This is a genomic window from Nitrosomonas sp. Nm58, from assembly GCF_900107335.1.
Classification (GTDB): domain Bacteria; phylum Pseudomonadota; class Gammaproteobacteria; order Burkholderiales; family Nitrosomonadaceae; genus Nitrosomonas.
Map to the genome: position 1 here is coordinate 13,908 of NZ_FNPQ01000023.1, position 13,378 is coordinate 27,285.

Below are 13,378 nucleotides of genomic sequence, written 5' to 3' on the forward strand. Positions count from 1 at the left end.
ACAACTTTACAATACACCACATTTCAGTATTACAATTGAACAGCCATAAGCTCATAGGGCAGCGATGTGTCTGTTTGCAACTGATCGACAGGAGAGACCTCATGATGTCCATCTTAGAATCCGTCGCCGACCGCCAGGTGGCCTGGTCAGAAACAGCGAATGCCTTAAAGTCAGCTACTGATCGCGCACGTTATTCAACCTTTATCGCTTCATTCCTCGGTGCTCTGTTTGCCGCATTCGCAGTCCAGCAAATTAACCCCAACATTGCCATTTACCTTGCTGTACTCAGTGCGATCAGTCTGGCATTCGTCACGTTTATTACTGCAAGATGGCTGAACAAAGATGTCCTCGACCGCCACTTGCGTGCACGCATCGCGTCGGAAGCATTAAAAAGAGAGGCTTTTCTCTACGCTACCCAGGCTGGCCCATACCATGATCCTCAAACACGCGACAAAATTCTGCTGAATCAAAAATCCGAGATTGAAAATAGGGTAAATGATCTGCTTCTTTTTGAGCGGGCAGCCAAGGGCTTGGGAAGTTGTCCCAGGCAAGACCTGAGTCTAAATGAGTATATGGAGCAACGGATCGATAAGCAGATCAAGTATTACCGCGATCGATCGAAGCGATATGACACCTACTCCCAACGATTACACACTCTGGAATGGCTGCTTTCGCTCGTCGCCGCCATTATTGCCGCACTCGCCGCATCCCCTCTTCTCAATATTGATCTGGCAGCGATTACCGCTGTGCTAACCACGCTAGGTGGTGTTGTGGTATCACATCTGGAAGCAACCCGCTTTGGCAAGCTGATTCCGATCTACCGTGCCACAGCCAATCGGCTTGAGAACATCAAGTTAAAAATACAGATCGATAAAGCAACACCAACCGATTGGGTAAAAGAATGCGAAACAGTACTGGCCGCAGAAAACAGCGCCTGGATGGGTTTATGGATGGAATCTTAGGTTCTGAAAATATTGATGGGATTGAACAATCCACACTATTGCACACTATTGTTATGGGGAATAAATCATGACAGAGGCTACTCGGCCAACTTCTGAGAACGCTGTTTTTATCAGCTATGCCCGCGCGGACAACGAACAGCCACCCGATAAAAAAGCGGAGGGATGGGTCTCATTTTTCTGGAATGAGTTGCGATTTGAATTAACGGATCGCGGTGCCGCGGAAGCCAAACTGTGGCTTGATCGCTATGAGATTGAACCGCATGAAGCCTTCACCCCCAAGATTGAACAAGCTTTGAAACAAGCAAAGCTTTTGCTCCCGATTCTTTCAAAAAACTGGATACAGCGAGACTGGTGCCAGCGCGAATTGCAACTGTTCGTTGAGCTGCATGCAGATGGCAGTGAACGTTATATCCCTGTTTTCAAGCACCGGCTTGAAAGGAAATTATTACCGCCATTCATGCAAGGCAACAATGCACGCACAGGCTATCAATTCTTTGAAATCGATCTCACGGGTAAAACACGCGAATTTTATTGGCGCGGATTAAAAGACGAAACGGCCTACTATGATCTCGTCAAAACAATTGCAGAGGCCATTTCTGACAAGCTCGGCATCGTTCGGCCAGCCGCTATGGCTTCCTCTGTGACCGCAACGGGTCAGATTGTATTTATTGCGCTTGCGGCCAGTGATCTGCGCGATGCACGGCAGAGGCTGGTCAATGACCTGGAAAAAAATGGCATCAAAGTCGTGCCGGAAGTGGATACGCCGCTTGATACGGCCGAAGCATTTGAAAGCATGATCAGAGAAGGACTATCTCAAGCAACATTTGCTGTGCATCTACTTGGCGATAATCTTGGCATTACGCCAGAAGGCGCTACCGAGCCGATTGTTCCGCTCCAATTGCGGCTGGCGCGCGCAATGCCATACCAACGTATTCTGTGGGTGCCCCGCTGGCATCGTACGGAAACAGGTGATAAACGAAATCCTGTCGATGTCGTCACGGAACATTTTGGCGCGCTGCAGCAAAATGAAGAAATATTTGGTAAAGAAGTGACTGATTTATCGCAATTGTTGCGCGAGCGGCTCAAGCCAGCCTCACAGGCCGGGAAACATTCCCCGTGGACCAAATTTAACCAGCTACTGGTCGCGGCAGCGCATCCTGACGATGAAGAACTGGCAGCTGAACTGGCCAATGCCATCCAGGAATGCAAACTTAACGTTCAGTTGTTCGATCCTGAAACTTACGCTGAGCTCACACCGGAGACCGCCGCTGTTTTAATCCCTTGGGGTATGGCCAGTCAAGAAAATCTGCAAGCCCTTTTAACCAAATTATCACCGGCGCCCGCCAAAACAGTTTGTCTGCGGCTGCCTGGCGGAAATGATGCTGAAAAACGGCGATTTTTTCAGAAAGGGATTATCTGTCGAAAAATCGAAGCATTGCCAGATAATGCTCAGAAATGCCAGGATCTTCTGGCATCGCTGGAAATTCTACCCCCACACGGGAGCGAATCATGACAACCTCATCCACCCAGCCTCCTTTTGTCGGATTACGGCCGTTTGAAATGGCTGATCACCACTGGTTCCGTGGTCGTGACCAGGAAATTGCCACGCTACTGCGCAAAGTCGGCAGCAGCAACCGCTTCACGGCAGTGGTCGGCGCCTCAGGTTCGGGAAAATCATCACTGGTGCGCGCGGGTATTCTGCCCCGGCTCACGGATGAGGGTTGGCAAACGATCATCACCAAACCGGGCTCAGCACCGATTGCAAAACTTGCGTTAGCCCTTTCAGAAAAAGCGCGCGAGGAAGAAAGCGATCCGCTGGCCAACGCCCGCACTTACCGTTACGACATGACGCTGCGCCAATCCGCTTATGGTCTGAGCGAGATTACTGACAAATTAGCACCTGATGCCCCTAAGCTGCTGTTAGTCGTCGATCAGTTCGAGGAACTGTTCCGCTATGGCGAAGAGGCGCAGGGGCTGCAAAAAGCCGCGATGGCAGAAGAAAGCCGCGCATTTGTCGAACTCCTGCTGACCGCGGTGAAGCAGTCCAACCACCGCCGCCTGCATGTGGTCATTACCATGCGCTCGGATTTTTTTGGCAATTGCGCGGCCTATACTGGTCTGGCTGAAGCAGTCAGTATCTCGCAGTATCTGGTACCGCTGCCTGGCCGGGATCAACTGGAAGCGATCATTCGCGGGCCGATCGATGATGCGGACGGCCAGATCGATAACCTGCTGGTGCAACGGCTATTGCTGGATATCGAGGAAGAAACCGATCTGCTGCCTACCTTGCAACACACATTGCGGCGCTTATGGGAAGTTGCGCCGGGAAAACCCAAGCAGCTGCGGGATGAAGATTATCAAACGATAGGCGGCATCAAAGACTCCATCCATGTCAAAGCAGAGCAATTAACCGATTTACTGGCACAATCCCATCCCGATGATTTCACGACGCTGGAACGCTTGATGAAAGCCATCACGCAACTGGATGAACAGGATCGCGCCACGCGCCGTCCCCAACAATATGGCGCCTTGCTCGATCTGATCACGGAAAGATTGAATGGTGAACCTGATCGCGCCAAAGCTTCGCTCGATCGAGTATTGGCACAACTCAGCAGTGAGCAAGCGAGTTTCATCCAGCAAGGCAGTGGCGAAGATCCTGAAATCGATATCGGTCATGAAGCGCTGATTCGCAGCTGGCACAAACTATGCGGAAAAAAATGCGATTTCAAACAAGGTTGGCTGTTTGAAGAGCGTGATGATGGGCGGCAATGGTGGGATCTGGTACGGCGCGCAGAAAAAAACCGCTACCTTTCCTTACGCGATAGCTGGCAAATTCGCCGCTGGATCAGACAGAATAAAATTGGTCCTCACTGGTGTCAACGCTATGGTAACGCCTGGCAAACTATCGAGCAATTCCGCCATAAAAATTTCATCTTCAATAGCATAAAAGCCAGTGCCTTTCTACTCGTGGTTCTGATGCTTGCGGGCAAGGGCCTTTCTTTGCATCGAGAGAATCAAATGCAACAGGCTGAAATCCAACGCCAGCAAGCAGAAACCCTGCATCAGGCACGCGCTGGCGCTTTGGCAGCTGCGAGCTTATCACGCAGCTACGCCAATGATGGCAATGCTCGAGTCGGCGCGTTGATCGCGCTGAGCGTCACACCGGAAAGTCGGCGCACTGATGATCATCGCTACGTGCATGAAATTGATGTGGCATTAGCCAATGCGCTGACTCGTCCCATTGAGATCATGCGCCGCTATCATGATAATGCTGTTTACAGTATCGCTTTTTCCCCGGACGGCCGCCGCATCGTGTCGAGCAGCCGGGACAAGACCGTGCGCCTGTGGGATGCCGAGTCCGGTCAACCCATCGGCCAACCCCTGCAGGGACATCAGGATGCCGTTGTAAGTGTCGCTTTTTCCCCGGACGGCCGCCGCATCGTCTCAGGCAGCTGGGATCAGACCGTGCGCCTGTGGGATACTGAGTCCGGTCAACCCATCGGCCAACCCCTGCAGGGACATCAGGCTGCCGTTGTGAGTGTCGCTTTTTCCCCGGATGGCCGCCGCATCGTCTCAGGCAGCTCGGACCAGACCGTGCGCCTGTGGGATGCTGAGTCCGGTCAACCCATCGGCCAACCCCTGCAGGGACATCAGGCTGCCGTTGTAAGTGTCGCTTTTTCCCCGGACGGCCGCCGCATCGTCTCAGGCAGCTTGGACAAGACCGTGCGCCTGTGGGATGCTGAGTCCGGTCAACCCATCGGCCACCCCCTGCAGGGACATCAGGATGCCGTTATAAGTGTCGCTTTTTCCCCGGACGGCCGCCGCATCGTCTCAGGCAGCAGGGATCAAACCGTGCGCCTGTGGGATGCTGAGTCCGGTCAACCCATCGGCCAACCCCTGCAGGGACATCAGGATGCCGTTATGAGTGTCGCTTTTTCCCCGGACGGCCGCCGCATCGTGTCAGGCAGCAGGGACAGCACCGTGCGCCTGTGGGATGCCGAGTCCGGTCAACCCATCGGCCAACCCCTGCAGGGACATCAGGATGCCGTTATGAGTGTCGCTTTTTCCCCGGACGGCCGCCGCATCGTCTCAGGCAGCAGGGACAGCACCGCGCGCCTGTGGGATGCTGAGTCCGGTCAACCCATCGGCCAACCCCTGCAGGGACATCAGAATTTTGTTATGAGTGTCGCTTTTTCCCCGGACGGCCGCCGCATCGTCTCAGGCAGCTTGGACAGCACCGTGCGCCTGTGGGATGCCGAGTCCGGTCAACCCATCGGCCAACCCCTGCAGGGACATCAGAATTTGGTTATGAGTGTCGCTTTTTCCCCGGACGGCCGCCGCATCGTCTCAGGCAGCAGGGATCAAACCGTGCGCCTGTGGGATGCTGAGTCCGGTCAACCCATCGGCCAACCCCTGCAGGGACATCAGGATGCCGTTATAAGTGTCGCTTTTTCCCCGGACGGCCGCCGCATCGTCTCAGGCAGCTCGGACAAGACCGTGCGCCTGTGGGATGCTGAGTCCGGTCAACCCATCGGCCACCCCCTGCAGGGACATCAGGATGCCGTTATAAGTGTCGCTTTTTCCCCGGACGGCCGCCGCATCGTCTCAGGCAGCTCGGACAAGACCGTGCGCCTGTGGGATGCCAGTATTTTTATGCTGCCCCTCAGAGAATTGGCAGCGCGAGCCGAGAAGCTCTGCCCGTTGCGCAAATCTGAACGTCAGCAGCTAGGCCTTTTTGATCCTCTAAATCAAGCTTCAACCCAGGCGCTGACCCCCGCACAACGCTGGGCGTGCGGAGAAAAAGGATGACAGGACATTCATCCAATCAATTGAGCCCTTTTTTAACACCAGGAGAAACTATCATGCCAAAAATCTATTAGGGAACCAAGAATGAGCCTGCTTTTGAAGTGGGATAAAGTAATATATGCCGTTATACTTTTCACACGTTAAAATTCGGTTTTCATAGCCCCTCATCCTGCCTTCTCCCCACAGGAAGAGATCTTTCGTGCTGAATTTTGAAGTACGATGAGTATAGTAGACAACATATCACGGTTGGGGCGCTTTACGGAGCGAAGCGGCATCGGCAGGAACGAGCAAGTCAGGACACTGTATCCGATATTTGGTATCTGGCGATATCCACTCATGCCATTCCATCTGACTCATATTACGCGTCAGCTTGCTACAGAGCGCATTGCTCCATGCCGTGGTAGCCGGCCACAGGCGCACGGTCATGTCGGCGCTGCCGGAGGCGATACGCAAACCATCGGGACTGAACACCGCGCTCGAGACCGATCCCAGGTGCCCGGGCATGGGATTACCTATCGGCAGACCGCTGTTTACATCCCATAACCGCAGCATGCTATCGTGACTGCCTGAAATAATACGGTGGCTATCAGGGCTGAAAGCGACGCTATTGACGCGATCCTCATGACCCACTAACGGCTCACCAACAGATTGGCCGGTATGCGCATTCCACAGCCGCACCGTTTTATCTTTGCTGCCGGAAGCAATATACTGCCCATCCGGACTATAAGCGACGCTAACCACATCCCGTTCGTGCCCGCGCATGGGCGCGCCGACAGCTTGACCTGTCCTCACATCCCAGCGCTGCAAAGTCTGATCGTAACTCCCGGAAACAATGAAGGCGCTGTTCGGGCTAAAAGCCACGCTCCTGACCATTTTCTCATGCCCCCGCATCGGTGCGCCGATTTGCTGGCCGGTGTGGGCATCCCACAGACGTACGGTATTGTCCTTACCACCCGACGCAATCAGGCTGCCATCAGGACTAAAGGCGACAGTCTCCACGCCGTCTTCATGCCCATGCCACGGGTTACCAACCGGCTGGCCATTAGCGGCATCCCATAGCCGCAGCGTCTTGTCGCTTGCACCTGACACAATGCGGCTGCCATCGGGACTGAACACGGCGCCATTGAGCGTTCCTTCATGCCCTCGCATCGGTTCGCCGATCGGCTCGCCGGTATGGGCATCCCACAGGCGCAGCGTTTTGTCGTCACTGGCCGAGAGCATGCGACTGCCATCCGGACTGAACACGACGCTCGTCACCATATCTTCGTGCCCTTGCAGCGGCACATCGATGAATTGAATATTGCCGGCATCCCATAACCGCAGCGTGGCATCACGACTGACTGATGCAATCAGCCTGCCGTCACGTGAAAATGCAGTACTGATCACAGCGCCTTCATGTCCGCGCAGAGGTTGGCCGACGAGCTGCCCGGTCCGGCTATCCCATAGCCGTAGTGTTTTATCCTCGCTAGCTGAAACGATACGGGTGCCGTCCGGAGAAAAAGCAACGCTGGTAATGATTCCGTTATGTCCACGCCATGTTTCACCTAACGGCTGCCGGGTATGCATATCCCATAGCCGCAGCGTTTTATCCTCGCTCCCTGAAACAAGCCGGCTACCGTCAGGGGAAAAGGCGACGCTGCGGATGGCGCCATCATGCCCTTGCCAAGGCGCACCCATCGGTTCGCCGGTTGCCAGATTCCACAACTGGAGCATGCTCTCGCCCGTCGTGACCAACTGCCTGCCATCGGGTGAAAAAGCCATGCTATCGATAGGTTGATCGCTTGGCAAGCCATCACCGGCAGGCCGCCCCGTCTTGGTGTCCCATAAACGCAGCATCCTGTCAGCATTCCCCGTTGCCAACTGCTTACCATCAGGAGAAATAGCGATACTGGTGATCCCTTTTTCGGCAATGTGTATTGGCTCGCCAAGCGATTGCCCTGTTTGCGCTTCCCACCAATGCAACACCCCGTCATCGCTAACCGAAACCAGGCGCCTATCATCTGGACTAAAAGCAATGGCATTAATCTGAGTGCCTGCCGTCCAGATTTTTCGCGTATTGTATTTTTTATTCAATACCGTGATCAGCGCTCCATCGACCTTTTTATTACCGGGCGCAATTTGTTGCGCTGCCAGCAATTGCAGCATAGCGCGTTCATCGCCTCCGGGCCGGATGCCATGCGAGATATCCAGACTTTCGGCTACCAGCCGCAAACTGATGATCTCGCGCTGCGCCAGTTTTCTTTCTTTTTTTTCAGTATTGGCATTGTAAAAGCCATAGCCTGCCACCATTGCCAGAATGATAACGCCCCCTAGCGCAGCCTGCAGTTGCCGCGCCTGCTTACGTAACCGTGCTGCATCCGCTTGCGCCCTTTCTGTTGCTTTCAGCCGTTCCGCTGCCAGCGCTTCTGCCGTAGCCTGTTTTTCCAGCGCGGTCTCGAGCGCCATCCGGCGACGGCGCTCTTCTTCCTCCGCCCGGAGACGCTGCAGCTCCAGCTGTCGTAAACGCTCATCACGGGCTTTGCTGACGACACTGACCAGCCGATCGTGAATCAACTCGATGCGGTTGACGCCTAATTGCGGATCGATACGTAGCAACCGGTGCTTACTTGCCAGCAGCGAAAGCTGCACCTTTGTCAAGAATCCATCCTGTAATGCCTGATCGACAGGATAGCTGCTGCGATAACGATCACCCTGGATCAAATGGGTTTCGATAAACTCTGAAACAGATGCGGGCATCCCTGCCAGCGCTTCGTCATAAAAATCCTGAAGAATATCCTGGCCAGCCTGACGCAATAACTCAATATCAATCTTGCCATCGGGTGGGCGGCGCTGATTAAGTTGGTAGCAACAGAGACTCAGCAGCACAGGCTCGATCACCGGCAACGCACTCGCTGTGGCTGAATCGAGATTACCGACGAAATCGACCAGCGGTCCGGCGACCCCTGCTGCCAGCACGGCAACCCCCGCCGCCGTGATAGCCTCAATGGCCCGCTCGCGAGACATGGGCAGCAAACGCAAACGGTTACGCAACAAGGAAGGCACTTGCCTCTGCCAGCCTTCAATCTCGGGTAGAAAATCTTCGCGGAAGGACAGCACAACACGATAGCGTTGCGCCTGTAAATCCAATTCAGAGAGGACACGCCGGCTGGTTTCCCCGGCGGTGAATTCACTGGGAATGCGGTTCTCGATCAGATCAGCCAGCGCATTCAGCGTAAGCTGCACCTGATCAGGCGCCCGCTCGCCTTGAGAGAAAATTTCTTCGAATTGATCGAAAACCAGCACCGGTGTCAGCAGATAATTGTCTTGACTCCAGATTTCCAGCCCGCGTCGATGCAGATAGCCCCACAAGCTTTCGTTTTTTGCTGGCTCCGGAAATTCCGCACCCGCTGCTATAAGCGCTTCCTGCAGTTTCTGCACCGCCTGCTCGAGTGGAGACAGTAATGCCGATGGAGCAAAATCAAGCCGCAGGTGCACAGGAAAATAATGTTCAGCACGCAAGAGCGGATAAAGTCCTGCCTGTAACAATGATGTCTTGCCAAGCCCGGATTTACCATACAGCACAGTCAGGGGCGCCGGACGAATCATCCGCGCGAGCTCGGCAGCTTCCTCTTTACGGCCAAAAAAGAAATCGCTCGCGTTCTCATCGTAAGCCGCCAGCCCTGGCCATGGCGATTGCGCCGTCAGCGTAACTCCCGTTCTCGTATCGCTATGAGTGGGAATTGAATCAGGAATGCCTGTCGCTAGCGGTGTAGGAAGGTTATTCATCGCTTAAATATCGCGTTGTCGCTCGGACCGGATGAGTTTTTTTAATAACGCATTCGTCTGTTCATTGGGAACACCGCCCGGCGCATGGCCAAAATCCAGAGCATCCTTCCACTCGCGCGGTACACGCTGATATTGCTCGGGATCATAAGCTTGATCAACGATCATGGGAATGACGAATGTTCTGCCTTGAATCGATTTACTCCGGTCCAGGGCTTCGTTCCACTCACGCCGGAAAAACTTTTCATCCAGTTTATCAGCCGAACTGGAGATCAGCGGTACGAAATAGCGGCATGTGCGGATTCCCTTCAGAATACGTTCGCGGAAATCCTGCCCCGGCTCGATCGCTGATTTGTCGAACCAGATTTCATTGTCTGCCACACCCAACGATTTTAATGATTCCACCAGTTTAGCAGCTGCAGGAAAATCAGGCGTACGGCAATAGCTGATGAAAAACAGGGTATCGAGGGGAATCACCTCGGTTTGCGGGGATACGGACGCGTCTACCGCACCATGGCGTGCCAGCCAGCGTTGATGCAATTCGGCAATAAATGCTGCCGGCGAGATATCAGACAGCATTTCGGTTCCTTCGCTGTAGCTTTTCAAGAAATAAATCAGCTCCTCTTCAGGCTTCAACGCTTCGATCAACCACTCGCGTTTTCTTTGCGTATCCGAGAGCCGTCGCTGGTTGGTCAAACGCAGGAAGAATCGGCTCAGCCACTCAGGAAAATTGCAACCGATCAGCAGCAAGTTACGCTGCTGCAATTCGGCAAAAAATTTGACCGGTACATGACTGCCGCGCGCGATGATGTTATGCACGTATTCCAGAATGTCTTCATCGTGGATCGCGAACATGGGAGCAGGCCTGGATTTGCCAAACAAATAGAGCAGATACACTTCTCCCTGGCGCGACAGCCAGTCGGTGGGTAAATCCGTGCCTTCGCTCGTGGGCAAATAGGGAGAATGAACGATCTCATTGACTGCACACCGCGTCCTCAGACTGCGGGCAAGCAGCTCATCCGGCGTCAGGGTTACAAACAACCGGAAGTGCGTAATGGCGGCAATTTGCTTGACCGGCTCCGGTATAGCCGCTTCGCTTCTAGGGGTGAGTTGCTCGATCGCATCATGAATATCGCCATACAAATCCTGGATAGAATGATCGCGCTTGAGGCGCGTGACGGCTTCGTTCAATTCGTGAAAGGGCGGCAGCGGATTACTGCCAGCATCACTGTCATAAAATTGTAGAAGTCGACGCGCGACCTGTGCCTGAAAGGAATCATTGCGACCCTCAGCAATCAGAGTTTGCGGACCCAGCACAGGCACAACCAATCCGTCTTCTATCGACTTCAATAAACGGTCCCAGCTTCTTTCATTCATCGCGTGCTTACCGTTCTTCCATGTGACAATTCAGCTAGATTTTATGATGTCTGCAACCATGGTTAGAGTCTACCATACTGCCCAAAATACATTTCTCGACAACTGCGAGAAAATAATGAGCTACTTTGAATCAACCGCTCTAGCGTATCGCGTCTATCCCGAATATTTCACAAATTCGCGTGATGATCACGCAGGATTTTGATTAATAGGGAAGTTTTGAGAAGGATGGGTGTAGTGATTCATACACCCGACTGAGCAAAATCTTTCTTATTAATCAAAAGACAAGTGAGGGCACGTGCCAATTTATGAAATATTCGGGCTATTAGACATGTTCTCATAATTTGTGAAAAAACCGCCTGGAATCATTTTCACGAATTGATCCGCAAATCAATTTTTGCAGAGCCAATTTTACATATATGAAATAGTGATAAAGAAATGAATTAATATTATTTTTATATATATAGAATGACTGGTAAAGTGCCCAACCATTGAGTCAACACATTATTCCAGCGCAATGACAAACAGCACGACACCAGAAAACGGCCGGCCAGTTTCCCAGAACATCAAGCAGGAGATTCTGCGAGCCATTACCAGTATTCAATACGGCTCAGTCGAGATCGTGATTCATGACGGCCAGATCGTGCAGATCGAGTGCCGAGAAAAGATTCGCATCCATCACGCTGGCTCTATTCACAAAATTAAATAATGAATTAAAAATTTAATATATTCAAATCATGTTTCATCTAAAGCCAACCATCACCTCGACCAGAAAACTGGAGAAAGAAGAAAATATACAGCAATGGCCTGACCGGATTACCGGAAGGACATTTGGGAGAGATGAATGAAATACGCTTGGCGAACCCTATTGCTTGTTACAGCCAACATATTGCCTATTACCTCAATCCAGGCAAATGAACGCTCTTTACTACCTGAGGATACTCGAGCTACCCAGCAGGTCGCCCTGCAAGTCACTCAAGCAGGCAGCGAGGATCCCTACAAGTGGGCGACTAAACCCAAAGAGCAACCAGCAATGCAGCCAGTTACGCAACCGACTGCGCAACCTGCAGCAGCCAAACCCGAAGCACCCCGGAAAACGACTTATTTTCAGCGTGCGCGCAGCTATAGCACACACCCAGAGTCTGATCCTCCCCGGTATGTGCGTAACCTGGCCAAGACAGATATCGAAGCTTTCAAGGATCTCGACTGGCTGGATCTCGGATTGGATCACCGTACACGCTATGAGCTGCGTGATGGCGATATCCGGCGCAACAATCTCCTAACCGATCACCAATTCCTGATGCGGACCCGTGCGTATCTAGGCATCAGAAATATTGTGGATCCGTTTCGCATGGCGATCGAATTTCAGGATTCGCGGGGCTATAACAGTGAGTTTCCAAGGGATAATCGTGACTGGAATCCCTATGAGCTGATTCAGACCTATGGTGAACTGTATTTTAAAGGCGCCCTGGGACAGGATGATCTGGGGAATCAGCGCCCAATCAGAATTCGCGGTGGCCGTATGTCCTGGGAAGCAGTAGACCGACGTTTGCTCGGTAACAACCAGTGGCGTAACACCACCAACAATTTTGAAGGCTTTCGCGTCACGTTCGGACAAGAAGCCAATGACTGGGAACTCGATACCTGGGGAATGCAACCGATCCTCCGCGACATCGATGATTTTGATGGCCGCAATAAAAGTCAATGGTTTTACGGTGCAGTGGGAAATTGGCGCAAGTGGTCCGATGTGATCACGCTGCAGCCCTATTTCATGGGCCTCAAGCAAGATGCCCGAGATGGCAAGCAGGCTGAACGCGATATCTATTCACCAGCCATACGTGCTTACGGCGTGTTGCCGAATACCAACATCGATTTCGATCTGGGTGCCATCTATCAGTTTGGCCGCGATAATGGTGTGAAAAAGTCTGCCTGGTCTTACCTGCTTGAATTTGGCTACAGCTTCAAACATGACTGGAAGCCGCGGCTCAGCGCCTTTTATGGCTTTGTCAGTGGTGACCGTGATCCTAACGACCGTGTCGACAATCGTTTCGAACGATTCTTCGGGTTTGCACGTCCCTGGTCACCCGATGACTATCTCATCATGGAGAACGTCAAAGCGCCCAAGCTGGTATTTGAGTTTTCTCCGCACAAGGATATTTCCATCGACGGGGGCTATAGCTGGTTCTGGCTAGCCAGTGACACCGATCGGCTCAACAATCTTTTGAACATTTCAACTCCCAATCCCAACAATCGCGACAAGACCGGAGAGAGTGGAGATTTTATCGGGCAATCGATCAATGCCCGCATCAATTACAAATTGGCACCGCTGGTCGACACCACCATAGGGTATTCGCACTTTATAAACGGTGAATTCACCAAAAACAGGCAATTGGCGGCACTTGGAGAACATAGAGACAGTTCAAACTTTTTCTATGTTGAAGTATCGATTCGCGCATTTAAATAAAGCGTTCAAA

General features: G+C 52.7%; 7 protein-coding genes. 5 read left to right on the forward strand and 2 right to left on the reverse strand.

Features of this window, described 5'->3' with window-relative positions; translation table 11 throughout:
• Positions 1-101: 101 nt before the first annotated feature.
• From BLW34_RS09835 to BLW34_RS09845, 3 genes are all read left to right on the forward strand, one after another.
• Positions 102-962, forward strand: coding sequence for a DUF4231 domain-containing protein (locus BLW34_RS09835; protein ID WP_090578898.1), 861 nt, complete (start codon positions 102-104; stop codon positions 960-962).
• 67 nt (positions 963-1,029) lie between these two features.
• Positions 1,030-2,475, forward strand: coding sequence for a toll/interleukin-1 receptor domain-containing protein (locus BLW34_RS09840; protein ID WP_090578901.1), 1,446 nt, complete (start codon positions 1,030-1,032; stop codon positions 2,473-2,475).
• Positions 2,472-5,771, forward strand: a complete 3,300-nt coding sequence (locus tag BLW34_RS09845) for an nSTAND1 domain-containing NTPase (RefSeq protein WP_218138825.1) — start codon at positions 2,472-2,474, stop codon at positions 5,769-5,771. Before BLW34_RS09840 ends, BLW34_RS09845 begins: the two co-directional genes overlap by 4 nt.
• Positions 5,772-6,008: 237 nt before the next feature.
• On the opposite strand, the gene BLW34_RS09850 is transcribed toward BLW34_RS09845, so the two are convergent.
• On the reverse strand, positions 6,009-9,533 hold the full coding sequence (locus BLW34_RS09850; RefSeq protein ID WP_090578907.1) for an nSTAND1 domain-containing NTPase: 3,525 nt from the start codon (positions 9,531-9,533) through the stop codon (positions 6,009-6,011).
• Positions 9,534-9,536: 3 nt separating this feature from the next.
• Positions 9,537-10,907 carry a toll/interleukin-1 receptor domain-containing protein gene (locus BLW34_RS09855; RefSeq protein ID WP_090578910.1) on the reverse strand — a complete coding sequence of 457 codons (1,371 nt, stop codon included), beginning with the start codon at positions 10,905-10,907 and terminating at the stop codon, positions 9,537-9,539.
• A 514-nt stretch (positions 10,908-11,421) separates the two neighbouring features.
• On the opposite strand from BLW34_RS09855, the gene BLW34_RS09860 reads away from it, so the two are divergent.
• Entirely contained in the window at positions 11,422-11,613 is a 192-nt protein-coding gene (locus BLW34_RS09860; RefSeq protein WP_090541869.1) for a YezD family protein, read from the forward strand.
• 135 nt (positions 11,614-11,748) lie between these two features.
• The gene (locus BLW34_RS09865; RefSeq protein WP_218120406.1) at positions 11,749-13,368 is read left to right on the forward strand and encodes an alginate export family protein; all 1,620 of its coding nucleotides are present in this window, start codon (positions 11,749-11,751) and stop codon (positions 13,366-13,368) included.
• Positions 13,369-13,378 lie beyond the last annotated feature (10 nt).

Excerpts from the sequence above, each read along its gene's own strand:
- BLW34_RS09835 (WP_090578898.1), top strand. The coding sequence starts at position 102 with ATGATGTCCATCTTAGAATCCGTCGCCGACCGCCAGGTGGCCTGGTCA.
- BLW34_RS09840 (WP_090578901.1), top strand. The coding sequence starts at position 1,030 with ATGACAGAGGCTACTCGGCCAACTTCTGAGAACGCTGTTTTTATCAGC.
- BLW34_RS09845 (WP_218138825.1), top strand. The coding sequence starts at position 2,472 with ATGACAACCTCATCCACCCAGCCTCCTTTTGTCGGATTACGGCCGTTT.
- BLW34_RS09850 (WP_090578907.1), bottom strand. The coding sequence starts at position 9,533 with ATGAATAACCTTCCTACACCGCTAGCGACAGGCATTCCTGATTCAATT.
- BLW34_RS09855 (WP_090578910.1), bottom strand. The coding sequence starts at position 10,907 with ATGAATGAAAGAAGCTGGGACCGTTTATTGAAGTCGATAGAAGACGGA.
- BLW34_RS09860 (WP_090541869.1), top strand. The coding sequence starts at position 11,422 with ATGACAAACAGCACGACACCAGAAAACGGCCGGCCAGTTTCCCAGAAC.
- BLW34_RS09865 (WP_218120406.1), top strand. The coding sequence starts at position 11,749 with ATGAAATACGCTTGGCGAACCCTATTGCTTGTTACAGCCAACATATTG.